Here is a 16716-nt window from a genome sequence, read left to right on the forward strand (position 1 = left end):
CCGTGTTTGCGGAGGTTACAGGTTACTCATAACTGCGCAGATCTTCGATCACCTTCCCGTCATTCGGCAAAGATCCGGGCGGCACCAGTTCGACCTTGCCGCGCAGTTTCAGCGTATCCAGAAGCGTGCCCTCATAGAGCGCCGGATTCGATGCGCGGGTTTCGATCTGCACGGTCATCACATCCATTTCGCCATCGCGCGAGGCGACCACGCGGGCGCGGCTGACCTCATCATGGCGGCTGACAAAGGCGGCGACCTGCTCGGGGCGCACGAACATGCCCTTGATCTTGGTGGTCTGGTCGGCGCGGCCCATCCAGCCCTTGATGCGCAGGTTGCTGCGGCCACAGGGGCTGGTCCCGTCCATGATCGCCGACATATCGCCGGTGGCAAAGCGGATCAGCGGGTAATCGGGGTTGAGGCTGGTGACCACGACTTCGCCGACCTCGCCATGGGCGACGGGATCGCCGGTGCCGGGGCGCACGATCTCGACGATCACACCCTCGTCGATCACCATGCCCTCCAGTGCATCGGTCTCATAGGCGATATTGCCCAGATCGGCGGTGGCATAGCATTGCCGCGTGGTGATGCCGAGATCGGCGTAATGCTGGCGCAGGCTGGGGAAGAGCGCGCCGCCGCCGACCACCGCCTTGGTGATCGCCAGTTTGACGCCCATCTCGTCGGCTTTATCGAGGATGATCTTCAGGTAATCGGGCGTGCCCGCATAGGCGGTGCAGCCAATATCGCGCGCCGCTTGCACCTGCAGTTCGGTCTGGCCGGTGCCCGCGGGCAGCACCGCTGCGCCGACCGCGCGGGCGCCGTTTTCAAACATCATACCGGCGGGCACGAGATGATAGGAAAAGCAGTTCTGCACGATATCCGCCGCACCGATGCCCGAAGCATGCAGGAACCGGCCCATACGCCACCAATCGGGCGTCACCCCGCCCGGCTCATAGATTGGGCCGGGGGATTGGAAATAATGCGCGACATTCGAGACCGCGATGCCACCAAAGGGCGGGCGCTGTTTTTGCCAGGATGAGAGGTCGGATTTGCGCAGCACCGGCAGTTTCGGCAGATCCTCGGCGGAATGCACCTGTGCGGCGGCCTCTTGCCAGCCCTCGGGGGCGATGGTGATCGCCGAGAGCCGCTGCCGCAGCAAGGCGGATTGCTCGGCGGCGCGCTGGTCGGCGCTGCGGGTTTCCAGCTTGTCGAAAAACTTGCTCATCTGTGCTCAGGGCTCCTTGTCCCCAATCCTTCGCCTGCGCGCATCGCTTTGCGCGGCGCTTTCACCAATCCTTGCCGACCCCTTTCGGGATCAGGCCAGCCAACGCTTGCGGCGGCGGTAGCTGCGCACTTCGCGGAAACTCCGGCGGCCCTTGTCGGACATGCCCAGATAAAACTCTTTCACATCGGGATTCTCGCGCAGGTCTTTGGCCGTGCCTTCCATCACCACACGGCCATTCTCGAGAATGTAGCCGGTATGGGCGAAGCGCAGCGCGACATTGGTGTTCTGCTCGGCCAGAAGGAAGGTCACGCCCTGCTCTTCGTTGAGACGTTTGACGATGGTGAAGATTTGCTCAACGAGCTGCGGCGCCAGACCCATCGAGGGCTCATCAAGCAGGATCATCTCGGGGCGGGCCATCATCGCGCGGCCGATCGCCACCATCTGTTGCTCACCGCCCGAGGTGTAGCCCGCCTGCGATTTGCGGCGCTCTTTGAGGCGCGGGAAATAATCATAGACCATCTCAAGGTCGGCAGCGATCGCGGCGCGGCCTTGGGTGCGGGTATAAGAGCCGGTCAGCAGGTTTTCCTCAACGGTGAGATGCTCGAAACAATGCCGGCCCTCCATCACCTGAATCAGACCTTTCGACACTTGATCCGCCGGATTCTCGCCGGTCAGACGCTGGCCACGGTAGGAAATCGAACCTTTGGTGATATCGCCGCGCTCGGACCGCAACAGTCCCGAGATGGATTTCAGCGTGGTCGATTTGCCCGCGCCATTGCCGCCCAGAAGCGCCGTGATCCCGCCCTTGGGCACCGACAGGCTGACGCCCTTCAGCACAAGGATCACGTGGTTGTAGATCACCTCGATATTGTTGATCTCGAGCAGCGTCTCGGGCGTTGCGGTGATCTCGGTCTCGGCGGCGGGGTCAATCATGGTGCGTTCCGTCACATAAAGCGGCCACTTAGTGCGGCAGGGGGTGGCGGGCGCACAGGGGCGCGCCCGCCGGGGTCAAGCCGGTCTCAGATCACATGTCGCAATGCGATTCGATGCCGTTTTCGGCGGCATAGGCAGCGGCATCTTCCGCCGCCAGTTCGGTGACCAATTCGCGGTCGGCGTCGATCCAGTCGGTGATCAGGCTCCAGGTGCCGGTGTCGGCATCCCATTGCTGCAGCATCGCCGCACCCGAACCACCGTGGTTCTCACAGGAGACGTTGAACGGTGCCGAAAAGCCCGGCAGACCGAGTTCGGTCAGACGCTCTTCGGTAAGGCTCAACGCTTCCATCCCGTCACGCATCATCGCCGGGGTGATCTCGGCAACACCGTGGATCTCCTGCGCGGTGCGTGCCGCTTCCGAGGCCAGCATCGCCGCGTAGAGACCGCGCGAATAGACCGCCGAGCCGATCTGGTCGCCATTGCCTGCCGCCATACCGGCGTCGACAACATACTGCTGGATTTCGTCATAGACCGGATAATCGGTGCCAACACCGTGGAAGGTCAACGCGGTGTAACCGTCAGCACCATCGCCAACCGGCAGCACGTCATTCTCCGAACCCGACCACCAGATACCGATGAAGTTCTCCATCGGAAAGCGGATGTTCGCGGCTTCTTGAATGGCGACCGCGTTCATCACGCCCCAGCCATACATGATCACATAATCGGGACGCTCACGGCGGATTTGCAGCCATTGCGAGCCCTGCTCCTGACCGGGGTGGTCAACGGCCAGCGGGTTGAACTCGAAGCCGTAACGCTCGGCCAGAGTTTCCAGCGTACGGATCGGCTCACGACCGTAGGCCGAGTTGTGATAGACCAGAACGATCTTCTTGCCCTCGAGCGAGCCGTCGTTCTGCTCGAGCAGATGGTTGATCGCCACCGAGGCGCCATCCCAATAGTTGGCGGGATAGTTGAACACCCAAGGGAAGCTGTCACCGATCACCGCCGAGGTGCGCCCGTAGCCCATGGTGTGCATCGGGATGCCATCTTCGGTGACGCGCGGGATCAGCTGATAGGTGATGCCGGTGGACAGCGGCTGGATGACCAGCGGGCTGTCGTCGCGGATACCCTCATAGCATTCCACGCCGCGCTCGGTGTTATAGGCGGTTTCGCATTCGCTCAGCCGGATCGGCACGCCGCCGATACCGCCATCGCGCTCGTTGAGCAGGGTCAGATAGTCCTGATACCCGTCCGCGAAGGGAATGCCGCCGGGGGCGTAGGGCCCGGTGCGGTAGTTGAGCATTGGAAAATGCAGGTCCTGTGCGAGCGCCGGAGCGGCCACGGACAGGGTTGCCGCGATACCCACGGCCAGTTTCATCATCTTCATTGGTTCTCCTCCCAGTCGATGAATTTTCGGTCTTACGTTCGGTCTTATGGTCGTTCGGACGTTTGGTCTTGAGGGCCGCGCCCCGCTTAATGCGGGAAGGGCCAGAGGCGTAGTTTCTCTTTGGCGGTGCGCCAGAGCGCCGCCATGCCGTGGGGCTCGACGATCAGCACCAGCACGATCAGCGCGCCGATGATCATCACCTCAAGATGCCGCGCCAGATCGGCAGGCCAGCCCAGCGCATCGACCAAGAACACCTTGAGCAGCACCGGCAGCACGATCAGGAAGGCCGCGCCCAGAAACGAGCCGAGGATCGAGCCGAGGCCGCCGATGATCACCATGAACAGCACAAGGAACGACTTGTTGATGCCAAAGGCCTCACCGGCTTCGGCGGCACCCAGATAGACACCGAACAACAAGGCTCCGGCGACGCCGACAAAGAAGGACGACACCGCAAAGGCGGTCAGCTTGGCGATCAGCGGGTTCACCCCGATAATCTCGGCGGCGATATCCATGTCGCGGATCGACATCCATGTCCGCCCGACGGTGCCACGGGTCAGATTGCGCGCCAGCCATGCCATGCCGACAACAAAGACCAGACAGGTCATATAGACCGCCATCGCGCTGGCTGCGGGGCCGGTGACCAGAACGCCAAACACGGTGCGCTCGGGCATCGAGATCATGCCGGTGGCGGAGTCGTTGAAGAACCAGCCCACCCGCGTGAACAGCCAGATCAGGAAGAACTGCGCCGCCAGCGTTGCCACCGCCAGATAGAAACCCTTGATCTTGAGGGACGGCAGGCCGAACAACACCCCAACCGCGGCGGTGACCAGACCGGCGAGGATGAACACGATGTAGATCGGCATCCACGGAAAGGCGGTGGTCAGCTTGAAGGTCGCGTAAGCGCCCACCGCCATGAAGGCGCCGGTGCCCAGCGAGAGCTGCCCGCAGTAGCCGATCAGGATGTTCAGCCCCAAGGCCGCGATCACATAGATCAGCAGCGGGATGACGATGGAATTCGCCCAGTAATCGGTCAGCAGGAACGGCACCACCAGAAAGGCAAAGCCGATCAGCGCCCAATAGGCATAGCGGTCAAAGCGGATCGGAAAGGTCTGGTTGTCGCTGGGATAGGTCGATTTGAAATCGCCGGCTTCACGGTAGAGCATAGTCTCAGACCCTCTCGATGATTTTTTCGCCGAACAAGCCCTGAGGGCGGAACAGCAGGAAGGCCAAGGCCAGCATATAGGCGAACCAGTTTTCGGTCGCGCCACCGATGATCGGCTGCATGAAGAAATCGAAGAGTTTCTCGCCGACCCCGATCAACAACCCGCCGACAATCGCGCCGGGGATCGAGGTGAAGCCGCCCAAGATCAGCACCGGCAAAGCCTTGAGCGCGATCAGCGAGAGCGAGAATTGCACGCCGGATTTCGAGCCCCACATGATCCCCGCGACCAGCGCCACGATGCCCGCGATCGACCAGGTCAGCACCCAGATAAAGCGCAGCGAAATGCCAACCGAGAGCGCCGCCTGGTGATCATCGGCCACCGCCCGCAGGGCGCGGCCCTGTTTGGTGTATTGCGAAAAGATCACCAGCGCGGTCACCAGAATCGCGGCGATCACCAGCGCATAGAGGTTCAGCGTGTCGATGTAGAAGCCGTAGAAATTCTCGTTGCCGAAGCCCAGCCACTGGGTGTTTTCCTCGAACCAGATATTGCCCCCCTGCGGCAGACCGACATCGAGACGCTTGACCTCGGCGCCCCACATGATGTCGCCGAGACCCTCAAGGAAATAGGCCAGACCGATGGTCGCCATGAACAGGATGATCGGCTCTTGGTTGACCAGATGCTTGAGCACGATGCGCTCAACCAGCCAGGCAAAGCCGACCATCACCGCGATGGTCAGCGGAATCGCGATCAGCGTCGGGATATTGAACCCGAAGTGATGGATCGAAGTGCCGAAAGTGGCGTTGATCAGATGCGCGAAGGGAATCGCGCCCTCTTGCAAGCCAACGAGGGTCAGCGCCGCGAATAGCGCCATCACGCCCTGCGCGAAGTTGAAGATCCCCGAGGCTTTGAAAATCAGCACAAAGCCCAGCGCCACCAGCGAATACATGATGCCGACGGTCAAACCGTTGATCGCGGCCTCGAAGGCGAAAAGAACGGTATCAGACACGGCGGCCCCCCAGTCGAATGCGGATAAAATCAGTCATGTGAGACCCCCAGATATGCGTCGATGACATCCTGGTTGTTCATCACCTCTTCGGGGGTGCCGTCGCCGATTTTCTTGCCGTAATCCATCACCACGACACGGTCGGACAGGTCCATGACCACGCCCATATCGTGCTCGATCAACACCGTGGTGGTGCCGAATTCGTCGTTCACATCGAGAATAAAGCGGCTCATGTCCTCTTTTTCCTCGACGTTCATGCCCGCCATCGGCTCATCGAGCAGCAGGATCTGCGGCTCGGCGGCCAAGGCGCGGGCCAGTTCGACGCGCTTTTTCAACCCGTAGGGCAGGCGCGAGACCGGGGTTTTGCGGATCGCCTGAATTTCCAGAAAGTCGATGATCTTCTCGACCGCTTCGCGGTTCTCGGCCTCTTCGCGCGCCGCCGCGCCCCACCAGAATGCCTGGCTCAGAAACCCTGCCTTCATATGGTGCATGCGGCCGGTCATGATGTTGTCGAGCACCGACATGCCCTCGAACAGCGCGATGTTCTGGAAGGTCCGCGCAATGCCCATGCGCGAGACCTTATAGGGGCGCATCTGCGGGCGTTTATAGCCCTTGTAGATCAGCTCGCCTTCTTGCGGGTTATAGAACCCCGAAATGACGTTGAGCATCGAGGATTTCCCCGCCCCGTTCGGCCCGATGATCGCGCGGATCTCGCCGTGACGAATGTCAAAGCTGATATCCTTGATCGCGACCACGCCGCCAAAGCGCAGGGTGATATTCTTGAGCTCCATCACCACGCCGCCAATCTGGCGCCCATCGGCGGTGACATAACCCTCGGTCTGCGTGTCCAGCATCGGCACCTGTTCCCTTTGTTCCACCGTCATTGCGCCGCAACAGAGGCGGCCACGGTGTCAAACACCCGTGCATCGCGCAGTTCGACCGTAGCTTTGATTGCGCCCTTGCGCCCGTCTTCATAGGTCACTTCGGTCTCGGTATAGACCTGATCCGCGCCCTCATAGAGACCGGCGATCAGGTCGGCGAATTTCTCTTCGACGATCCGGCGGCGCACTTTGCGGGTGCGGGTCATCTCGCCGTCATCGGCGTCCAACTCTTTGTGCAGGATCAGAAATCTGTGGATCTGGCAGCTTGACAGCATCGGGTCTTGGGCGACGCTTTCGTTCACCTCTTCGACATGGCCCTGCATCATCTCCAGCACCTGCGGGTGACCGGCGAGCTCCTGATAGCTGGAATAGGCGATGTTGTTGCGCTCAGCCCAATTGCCCACCGCGGTCAGGTCGATATTGATAAAGGCGGTGCAGCGGTCGCGGGTGTTGCCAAAGACCACCGCTTCAAGGATCGAGGGGAAGAACTTGAGTTTGTTCTCCACGTATTTCGGCGCGAACAGCGCGCCATTGGCCATTTTGCCGACATCCTTGGCGCGGTCGATGATCCGCAGATGGCCGGTGCCTTCCTCAAAGAACCCGGCATCGCCGGTGGCGACCCAACCCTCGGGGTCTTTGGTCGAAGCGGTGGATTCGGGGTTCTTGTAATACTCCACAAAGGTGCCCGGCGAGCGGTAGAAGACCTCGCCATTGTCGCCGATGCGCACCTCGACACCGGGGCTGGGCACGCCGACGGTATCCGAGCGCACCTCGCCGTCGGGCTGCTGGGTGATGAACACCGAAGCCTCGGTCTGGCCGTAAAGCTGTTTCAGGTTGATCCCCAGCGAACGGTAGAAATCAAAGATCTCGGGCCCGATTGCCTCACCGGCGGTATAGGCGACGCGGATATTGGTCAGGCCCAGCGTGTTTTTCAGCGGCCCGTAGACCAGCATCTCGCCGATGCGGTATTTCATCCGGTCCGAGGCGTTGACCGGCTTGCCGTCAAGGATCAGCCCGCCAACCTTGCGCGCATGCGCCATATAGGTGTCGAACATCTTTTTCTTGGTGGCGCCGGCGTCCTCCATGCGGATCATCACCGTGGTCAGCATGGTCTCGAACACCCGCGGCGGGGCGAAATAATAGGTCGGCCCGATCTCGCGCAAGTCGGTGAGCATGGTCGCCGCGCTTTCCGGGCAGTTGACGGTGAAACCAGCCCAATAGGCCTGCCCCACGGCAAAGATGAAATCGCCGACCCAAGCCATTGGCAGGTAAGCCAGAATTTCCTCGCGGTGGGTGAGATTGTCGAATTCGCTCGAGGATTTTGACGCCTCGATGATGTTGCGGTTCGACATCACCACGCCCTTGGGCTTGCCGGTGGTGCCCGAGGTGTAGAGCATCACGCAGGTGCTGTCGTAGTTGAGTTCGGCAATGCGCTTTTTCAGCTCCGGCTCGAAGCGTTGGCGGGCGGCACGGCCCTCGTCTTGCACATCCATCAACCAGTTCATGCTGGTGTGGTCGTATTTGCGCATGCCGCGCTTGTCCAAATAGAGGATTGTCTCGACGCAATCGACGGTGTCCTGCACTTCGATGACCTTATCGACCTGCTCCTGGTCGCCGCAGATCGCAAAACGCGCGCCGCAATGCTCGAGCACATAGGCCATTTCTTCGGCAACCGCATCGGCGTATTGCGGCACCGGAATCGCGCCCACGGATTGCGCCGCGACCATCGCCCAATAGAGCGCCGGACGGTTGCGACCGATGATCGCCACATGGTCGCCGCGCTCCATTCCCAGCGCCAGAAAGCCCAGCGCCATCGCGTTGACCTCTTCGGCCGCCTGCGCCCAGGTCCAGGCCTGCCAGATGCCGAATTCTTTCTCGCGGTATGCCGTCAGGCTGGCGTATCGGGTCGCGTTGCGCGCCAACAGAGCTGGCACGGACTGAAGGTCCGCCTGCGTTGCCATCGTCGTCACCCCTTGTCTCCTCCCATTGCGCAGCAGGGCCAAGGACCAGTGCGCGTCCCCACATCACTGACCTGCGAGTTTTGCGGTAGTTTTTCGCAATTGCAACGAATTGTAACAGCGGGGGACAGGGCGCGGGGTTTCAGCCGGGGCAGAGGCCTGGCCCTGCATCATGCGCGGCTTTGAAAGGCGGTGATCGCGACCCGCCCCGCATTGATAGCTCTGTAGCAGGTTAGGCGATTACCCTTCGCCCATCTGCCGCGTGCGTGCGACCGCTGCGTCCAGCCCCGCCGCGATATCCTCGGCAATCCGCGACTCGTGCATCGCCAGCAATCCGGCGGCGGTGGTTCCGGCGTAATCGACCATGCCCTGCACATGCTCGGCGGCGCTCTGCGGCCCGGCCTCCAGCATCTGCCCCGCCGAGAGGAACAACTGCCGGACCGCGCGCTCGGCGGTGGCCTCGGGCACGCCCTGCCCTTTGGCATAGGCGGCCATACACTCGGCAAAGAACGCCACGAACCCCGGCACCGGACCGGTCAGCGCGGTAAAGATCGCCAGTTGGGACTGGTCGGGCAGCGCATCGGTCTTGCCGCATGCTTCAAAGATCGCGGTGACGCGGGTGCGGTCGGCCTCGGTGACGCCCGCAGAAGGCCACCACGGCGAATAGGCCAAGCCGAACTCCGCCGCAGGACTGGACATCGCGCAGATCACCCGGTTGCTGCCGGTGGCCGCGGCAATCTGCGCGGCGCTGATCCCTGCCATCACCGAGATCACCAGTTTGCCGCGCGCGTCCACCGTGAAGCCCTGCATCTGCGCCGGTGGTAGCGAGAGGATCACCACCTCGCTGGCCGCGACCAAGGCTTGGTTGTCGGCGGTGATTGTCACTTCGGGTCGCGCGTCGAATTCCGCCGCCCTGCCACTGCGGTTCGAGAGCCAGAGATCGCGCGCCCCCGCGCCAAGCAGCGCCAATGAGATCGCCCGCCCCAGCATGCCGCTGCCGCCGATGATGCCGATGTTGTTAAGTGCCTGCGCCATTTCTCCCCCGCTCTGCCGCTATCCCTGTAGCGTCGCAGGAAAGCGTCCTGATCTCCAGCCCCGCAACCTCAAGCCTTCGCCCGGCGCCCCCCGCCGGGCAGCGCCAACCCGCCCCCCCCAGGGCGGCGCTTTGCACCACCCCGGCGGCTCGGCACCGCCCTTGGCACCATAGTTCGCTTTAGGCTTCGACCAGCCCGCGCCCTTTGAGCAGCGCCTCAACCCCCGGCATCTGTCCGCGAAACGCGGTATAGAGCGCCTCGGCCTCCTGCGACCCGCCGGATGACAGCAACACCTCCAGCTTCGCTGCCAAGGCAGGATCAAAGGCATCCCCCGCCTCCTCGAAAGCGGCGAAAGCGTCAGCGTCCATCACCTCGGACCACATGTAGCTGTAGTAGCCGCTCGAATATCCGTCACCGGCAAAGACATGGGCGAAATGCGGCGTCGCGTGGCGCATGCGGATCGCGGGGGGCATGCCGATACTCTCCAGAACCTCGGCCTGTTTCTGCATCGGATCGGCGGGCGGCGCGCCGTCGTGGAACTCCAGATCGACCAGCGCCGAAGCGACGAATTCCACCGTCGCAAAGCCCTGATCCCATGTCGCGGCGGATTTCAGCTTGTCACGCAGCGCCTCGGGCATCACCTCGCCGGTCTGCCAGTGGCGCGCGTGGGTCTCAATCACTTCCGGCACCTCAAGCCAATGCTCAAAGAGCTGGCTCGGCAATTCGACAAAATCGCGCGCCACCGAAGTGCCCGAGATGAACCCGTAGGTCACATCGCTGAGCATCCCGTGCAGCGCATGGCCGAACTCATGGAACAAGGTCCGCGCGTCATCCCATGACAGGAGCGCCGGATCGCCCTTGGCGAAGTTGCAGACATTGACCACAATCGGCCGCTGGGTGCCGCCCAGCTTGTGCTGGCTGCGGAAATTCGACATCCAAGCGCCCGAACGCTTGGAAGGGCGGGCGAAATAATCGCCGATGAACACCGCGATATGCTGGCCATCGCGGGTCACCTCCCAGGCGCGGGCGTCAGCGTGATAGAGCGGCACATCCAAGGGCGTGAACTCAAGGCGAAACAGCCGCCCGGCCACGTCAAAGGCCGCCGCGATCATCGCGTCGAGCGACAGATAGGGTTTCAGCGCCGCCTCGTCGAAATCATGCAGTGCATGGCGGCGTTTCTCGGCGTAATAGCGCCAGTCCCAAGGCTGCAAAGGACCGGCATAGCCATCGGCCTGCAACATCGCCGCCATCGCCTCGGCATCCGCCAATGCGGTCTTGCGCGCCGGTTCCCAGACCCGCATCAGCAACTCGCGCACCGCCTGCGGCGACTTGGCCATCTCGGTTTCCAGCTTGTAGCTGGCGAAATTCTCATAGCCCAAGAGACTGGCGCGCTCACCCCGCAGCGCCAAAGTCTCGGCGGCAATGGCACGGTTGTCACTCTCGCCGCCATTGGCACCGCGTGCGCCCCAAGCCTCATAGGCTTTCTCGCGCAGATCACGGCGGGTGGAATACTGCAGGAAGGGCACGATCAAGGAGCGGTTCAGCGTCACCACATGCCCCTCCAACCCGCGTTCTTTCGCGGCGGCAGCGGCGGTGTCGATGACGAAATCGGGCAGACCGGCTAGGTCGTCCAATGGCATGAACCAGTCGCGCTCATCAGCCAGAAGGTTCTGGGTGAAGGCGGTGCCCAGCGTCGCCAGCCGCGACTTCACCGCCGCCATTCGCTCCAAGTCTGCCCCCTCCAATCCGGCGCCCGCGCGCTGGAACATCCGCCGGTAGAGCATCAACACGCGGAGCTGCTCGGCGCTCAGGTCGAGCGCGTCGCGCTGCGCCCAGAGCGCCTCAATGCGCGCGAAGAGCGCCTTATTCGAGGTGATCTCCGAGGAATAGGCCGAGAGTTTCGGCGCCAGATCGCGGCTCAACGCCTCGCGCGCGGGGTTCGAATCCGCACCCACCAGATTGTAAAACACCCCCGCCACCCGGTCGAGCAACCGGTCGGCGCGCTCCAGCGCTTCGATGGTATTGGCGAAATCGGGCGCTTCGGGATTGCCCGCAATCGCCGCCACCGCCGCACGCCCCTCGGCCAATGCCGCCTCGAAGGCAGGCGCGAAATCTGCGTCGGTAATCTGCGCAAAGGGCGGCAGGCCAAACGCCCCGTCCCAGTCCGTCAACAAAGCATTGCTCACCGCATCGCCCCTTTCATCTGTCCTAAAATATCCACGGGGGTTCCAAGGGGGCGCGTGCGCCCCTTTGGGCAGGTGCAGGGCGGCAGCCCGCGCGGGGCGCGGGGGCTCGATGCCCCCAAGCCACGCCCCCTATAATTCCGCCGCTGCCTTGGGATCACACACCCAAGCACCAGCGCATAACTGCTTTTTGCGCGTGCAGACGGTTTTCCGCCTCGTCCCAGATCACCGATTGCGCACCATCCATCACCGCGCTGGTCACCTCGTCTTCGCGGTGTGCGGGCAGGCAATGCATGAATAATGCGTCGGATTTGGCCGCTGCCATCAGCCGCTCGTTGACCTGATAGGGGCGCAACTGGTTGTGGCGGCGCTCTTTGGTCGACTGGCTGTCATGCATCGATACCCAAGTGTCGGTGACCACCAGATCGGCGCCCGCCACCGCCTCGAGCGGATCGCGGATGATCTCGACCTTGCTGCCCTTGCTGCGGGCGAATTCGACGAATTCGGCCTCGGGGTTCAGCGTTGGCGGGCCGGTGAAGGTCATATCGAACCCGTATTGCCCCGCCGCATGCAACAAAGAGGCGCAGACGTTGTTGCCGTCGCCAGCCCAGACCACCTTTTTGCCGGCTATTGGGCCGCGATGCTCTTCATAGGTCAGGATATCGGCCATGATCTGGCAGGGATGGGTGCGGTTGGTCAGCCCGTTGATCACCGGCACGCTGGCAAATTCCGCCAGTTCCTGCAGCACGGTTTCCTCATAGGTGCGGATCATGATCAGATCGACATAGCGGCTGAGCACCCGCGCGGTGTCGGCAATGGTCTCGCCGTGGCCGAGTTGCATTTCCGAGCCCGAGAGCACCATCGTCTGCCCGCCCATCTGCCGCACGCCAACGTCAAAAGACACGCGCGTGCGGGTTGAGGGTTTCTCGAAAATTAGCGCCACCATACGCCCGTCCAGCGGCAACTCGTCGTCCGCAGCCCCCTTGCTGCGCCCGGTGCGGCCGGATTTCATCTGCGCGGCGAGATCGGTCATCTGGCGCAGGTCAGCAGGGGTGGTGGTGTGGATGTCGAGAAAATGGGGCATAGGTTCGGCTTTCATGTCGGGGCGGGTCAGGGGGCTTTGCCCCCTCGCAGTAAAGCTGCTCACCCCCAGGATATTTAACGCATAAAGTGGGTTTAACCAGCGGCTTTAGGGGCGGCGGTCTGCGCAGTGGCGGCGGCCTCGAGGCGGGTGACGGCCTCGGCGATCTCATCGTCGCTGATGGTCAGCGCGGGCAGGAGACGCAGCACATTATCGGCGGCGGGCACCAGCAAGAGACCGGCGTCGCGGGCCGCGAGCACCAGTTCAGTGTTCGGCGCGCGGCATTTGATCCCCAGCATCAGGCCGGAGCCGCGGACCTCTTCGAAGGCCTCGGGATGCGCCGCGACCAGACCTTCGAGCTTTTGCCGCAAGAGACCTGCCTTGCGGTTGACCTCATCCAGAAACGCCGGATCCGAGATGATCTGCGTGACTTTCAGCCCGACCGCGCAGCCCAAAGGGTTGCCGCCGTAGGTCGAGCCATGAGTGCCAACCCCCATGCCCGAGGCGGCCTCGGCCGTGGCCAGCACCGCGCCCAGCGGGAAGCCGCCGCCGATACCCTTGGCGACCATCATGATATCCGGAATGATCCCCGCCCATTCATGGGCAAAGAGCCTGCCGGTCCGGCCCATACCGCATTGCACCTCGTCAAGCACCAGCAGCGCGCCGGTCTTGTCGCAGGCGGCGCGCAGAGCTTTCAGCTCGGCCTCGGGCAGCGGGCGGATACCGCCTTCGCCTTGAATCGGCTCGACGATCACCGCTGCGACGCTGTCATCGAGCGCCGCCGCCAAGGCCGCGCTATCGCCCCAAGGCAGGGTTTCAAACCCCGGCATCAAGGGGCCGAAGCCCTTGGTCATTTTCTCGGAGCCAGCCGCTGCGATCGCGGCGGTGGAGCGGCCATGGAAGGAGCCCTCGAAACTCAGGATCTTATGCCGCGGGGTCTCGCCCTCGGGCGCGCGGTCATACCAGTATTTACGCGCCATCTTGATCACCAGTTCCAGCGCCTCGGTGCCGGAATTGGTGAAAAACACCGTATCGGCGAAGGTCTGGTCAACCAGCAGATCGGCCAGCGCCTGTTGCTGCGGGATCTGGTAGAGGTTCGACACATGCCAGAGGTTCTGCGCCTGTTCGGTCAGCACCTCGACCAGCGCCGGATTGGCATGGCCCAGCGCATTCACCGCGATCCCCGAGCCGAGATCGAGAAAGCGGCGGCCATCTGCCTCGATCAACCAAGAGCCTTCGCCCTTCACAAAGGACAGGGGCGCGCGCGAATAGGTGGGCAGGACAGACGAAATCATAAGAGTTCCCTTGGAAAACGAAGCCCATTCGTGCCGAAGCCATGGACCCGAGTCAATCTTGTTCAGTGGTGTGGTATCGTATGGGGGAGTGGGGCCTGACGCGCAGGCACAACCAAGCGGACGCGGTCAGCGTCGGCGTCGCAGATCAGATGAGGATGTGATCACGTTGGTCATATCGACGAGGTAGCGTGAAAAAACCGACCTGTCGAGAGGATTTCGCGCGTTTTATGGGGGGCGCTGCCGCAATGCTGGGTTTTCTGCGGGCGCGCTTGGCCGTTTTGCGGGGCGGCTATTGGCCAAAGGTGGTGCCTGTTGGGGTCGCGATGACCGGTGGGGAAAGCGTGGGTTGCGGTCTGGTGTGCGGGGCGATTTCTGGCGCAGGGCGCGCGCCGTGGCGGTTTTGGTGAGCGTGGCTTCAGTTTTTCAAAGCGTCAGCAGTCGTTCGAGGTGGCGTTCCAAAGACACCGCAGGGGGCGCGCAAGTCGTTGGAGCTGCGGCAAACTCACGCAATTTGGCGACTTGCCCCGCCGCGCTGCAATCTCTATTTCTCGACCGGATGTGTGGGAACCCTTTGATGCCGTTACAATCTGACCTTCTGATGCCGAGATCCGCGGCAGCCAAGCCGCTTGCGGCGGTGCCAGCCCCGCTGCGCATCCTTCGGGTAGCGCGATGATCCGTCTGCGTGCCGCCAGCGCATTCTTCGCCGCCGCGGCGTTTCTGGCCGCCTGTGTCGAGACCGAACCGCTTGAGGATGCCTCGGGGCGCGGGCTGCATCCGACCGCCGGGCCGACGCAATTGTCCGTGCTTGACGGTGCGGTGACGGTGACCGGACCGGTGGGCTATTGCGCCGACACACAGGCGACGCGCGAGAGCGACATCGAGGCCTTCGTGCTGCTGGTGCGCTGTCGCGGCACTTTGCGGCCAGCGCCGGTGCTTTCGGCGACGATCACCGGCTTGCCTGCCCCCGCGAGCGATGATCCCGGTTCGCTGCAGCGGCTGGCCGGGTTTCTGGCGACCACCGCCGGACGCGCACAACTCAGCCGCACTGGCGATCCCTCGGATGTGACCGTGCATGAGGCGACCTATGCCAATTCGGCGATCTGGTTGCTGATCGAGGATAGCGGCAATCCAAGTGGCTTTGATCCGACCTACCGCCGCGCGATCCTGCCGATTGGCGGGCGGATCGTGACGCTCTCGGTGCTGTCGGCCAGCGAACATCCGGTGGATAGTGGCAGCGCGCTAGCGACATTACGCCGCTTCGTCACGCGCATGCGCCGTGCCAACGCCGGTTGAGGCCGCGCCCAGCGCCTAGTCGTCGCCGCGCAGTTTCGTGGTGATATGCGCGCTGCCCTCCATCGTGCGGTGCACCGGACATTTATCGGCGATCTCCAGCAACCGCGCGCGCTGCTCGGCGTCGAGATCGCCCTCGAGCGTGATCACGCGGTTGAATTGATCGACCTTTCCCGGCCCGCTGCGGCCATCGGCGTCCTGCGCGTGGACCTTGTCATGGGTGACATCAACGCTGATGCCGGTGAGCGGCCATTTCTTACGCCGCGCATACATGCGGATGGTCATTGAAGTGCAGGCGCCCAGCCCCGCCGCGAGGAAGCCGTAAGGCGACATGCCGCGATTGCTACCGCCGTAGGATTCGGGCTCGTCAGCCAGCGTGTGATGCCGCGGCCCGTGGATCACGTCTTGCAGGAAGCCGTCGGGATCAACCTCGGTGACGCGGACGATGCCCTCGGGCGCGCCGGGCGGTGGGGCGGGCTGGCGCATGTCGAGATAGCGCCCGACCCAAGCGCCGATCACCTCGGCGGCATAGGCGGCATCCTCGGCGCGCGTGATCAGATGGTCAGCGTCATCAAGGGTGACGAAACTCTTGGGGTGTTTGGCGGCGAGGAAGATTTTGGTCGCGTTTTCAATGCCCACCGACATATCGCGCGGCGCATGCATGACCAGTAGCGCGCGGTGCAATCCGGCGATCGCGGGGGCGAGTTTCTCCGCCCTGACATCCTCGACGAAATCGCGGGTGATGCGGAAGGGGCGCCCGCCAAGGGTGACTTCGGCGGCGCCTTTGACCTCGATCTTCTGCAACGCATCGGCGAAATTATTGGTCACATGATCGGGGTCGAAGGGGGCGGCGATGGTCACCACCGCTTTGACGCTGGCCATGCTATCGGCCGCGCGGAGCACAGCCGCACCGCCCAAGGAGTGGCCGATCAACAGGCCGGGCGCCATATCCCGCCCTTCAAGATAGCGCGCCGCGGCCCCCAGATCGGCGATATTCGAGGTGAAGGAGGTGTTTTCAAACTCGCCGCCCGAATGCCCCAATCCGGTGAAATCAAACCGCAGCACCGCGATCCCCATTGCCGCCAGTCGCGCGGCAATGCGGCGCGCGGCGTGGATATCCTTGCCGCAGGTGAAGCAATGGGCAAAGAGCGCGGTGGCCAGATGCGGGCCCTCGGGCAGATCAAGCCGCGCTGCCAGAGTGCTGCCATCGTGTCCGGTAAAGGTGATTTTCTCGGTCGGCATGGCGGCTCCTTGCGGTTTCATCTCTGCACCAAAGCTGTTCTGGCGCG

13 protein-coding genes are annotated in these 16716 nt (G+C 63.0%); 1 reads left to right on the forward strand and 12 read right to left on the reverse strand.

From position 1 onward, the window contains the following. Nucleotides 1-22 precede the first annotated feature (22 nt). The 11 genes from DDE20_RS09370 to DDE20_RS09420 form a co-directional block, all read right to left on the reverse strand. On the reverse strand, nucleotides 23-1222 hold the full coding sequence (locus tag DDE20_RS09370) for a phenylacetate--CoA ligase family protein (RefSeq protein WP_116558210.1): 1200 nt from the start codon (nucleotides 1220-1222) through the stop codon (nucleotides 23-25). 90 nt (nucleotides 1223-1312) lie between these two features. Then, a complete protein-coding gene (locus DDE20_RS09375; protein ID WP_116558211.1) occupies nucleotides 1313-2155 on the reverse strand; it encodes an ABC transporter ATP-binding protein in 843 nt (280 codons plus the stop codon). 91 nt (nucleotides 2156-2246) lie between these two features. Beyond that, complete coding sequence (locus DDE20_RS09380) at nucleotides 2247-3539, reverse strand: ABC transporter substrate-binding protein (protein ID WP_420812363.1); 1293 nt, start codon at nucleotides 3537-3539, stop codon at nucleotides 2247-2249. Nucleotides 3540-3625: 86 nt separating this feature from the next. Further along, nucleotides 3626-4702, reverse strand: coding sequence for a branched-chain amino acid ABC transporter permease (locus DDE20_RS09385; protein WP_116558212.1), 1077 nt, complete (start codon nucleotides 4700-4702; stop codon nucleotides 3626-3628). 4 nt (nucleotides 4703-4706) lie between these two features. Then, the gene (locus DDE20_RS09390; protein WP_116558213.1) at nucleotides 4707-5708 is read right to left on the reverse strand and encodes a branched-chain amino acid ABC transporter permease; all 1002 of its coding nucleotides are present in this window, start codon (nucleotides 5706-5708) and stop codon (nucleotides 4707-4709) included. A 29-nt stretch (nucleotides 5709-5737) separates the two neighbouring features. Further along, on the reverse strand, nucleotides 5738-6559 hold the full coding sequence (locus DDE20_RS09395; protein WP_116558214.1) for an ABC transporter ATP-binding protein: 822 nt from the start codon (nucleotides 6557-6559) through the stop codon (nucleotides 5738-5740). A gap of 26 nt (nucleotides 6560-6585) precedes the next feature. Continuing rightward, entirely contained in the window at nucleotides 6586-8547 is a 1962-nt protein-coding gene (locus DDE20_RS09400) for an AMP-binding protein (protein WP_116558215.1), read from the reverse strand. Between the two features lie 237 nt (nucleotides 8548-8784). Further along, nucleotides 8785-9579 carry a pyrroline-5-carboxylate reductase family protein gene (locus tag DDE20_RS09405; protein ID WP_116558216.1) on the reverse strand — a complete coding sequence of 265 codons (795 nt, stop codon included), beginning with the start codon at nucleotides 9577-9579 and terminating at the stop codon, nucleotides 8785-8787. A gap of 178 nt (nucleotides 9580-9757) precedes the next feature. Beyond that, nucleotides 9758-11764 (reverse strand): M3 family metallopeptidase, encoded by a 2007-nt coding sequence (locus DDE20_RS09410; protein WP_116558217.1) that lies wholly within the window; start codon nucleotides 11762-11764, stop codon nucleotides 9758-9760. A 154-nt stretch (nucleotides 11765-11918) separates the two neighbouring features. Continuing rightward, complete coding sequence (gene argF, locus DDE20_RS09415) at nucleotides 11919-12845, reverse strand: ornithine carbamoyltransferase (RefSeq protein ID WP_116558218.1); 927 nt, start codon at nucleotides 12843-12845, stop codon at nucleotides 11919-11921. A 92-nt stretch (nucleotides 12846-12937) separates the two neighbouring features. Next, the gene (locus DDE20_RS09420; protein WP_116558219.1) at nucleotides 12938-14137 is read right to left on the reverse strand and encodes an aspartate aminotransferase family protein; all 1200 of its coding nucleotides are present in this window, start codon (nucleotides 14135-14137) and stop codon (nucleotides 12938-12940) included. A gap of 669 nt (nucleotides 14138-14806) precedes the next feature. Between DDE20_RS09420 and DDE20_RS09425 the strand changes: the two genes are divergently transcribed. Further along, nucleotides 14807-15430: a hypothetical protein gene (locus DDE20_RS09425; RefSeq protein WP_116558220.1), complete on the forward strand. Its 624-nt coding sequence runs from the start codon at nucleotides 14807-14809 to the stop codon at nucleotides 15428-15430. Between the two features lie 15 nt (nucleotides 15431-15445). On the opposite strand, the gene DDE20_RS09430 is transcribed toward DDE20_RS09425, so the two are convergent. Continuing rightward, complete coding sequence (locus DDE20_RS09430; RefSeq protein ID WP_116558221.1) at nucleotides 15446-16669, reverse strand: bifunctional alpha/beta hydrolase/OsmC family protein; 1224 nt, start codon at nucleotides 16667-16669, stop codon at nucleotides 15446-15448. Between the last annotated feature and the right edge of the window lie 47 nt (nucleotides 16670-16716).

The sequence above is a fragment of the Pararhodobacter oceanensis genome, from assembly GCF_003076755.1.
GTDB lineage: Bacteria > Pseudomonadota > Alphaproteobacteria > Rhodobacterales > Rhodobacteraceae > Pararhodobacter > Pararhodobacter oceanensis.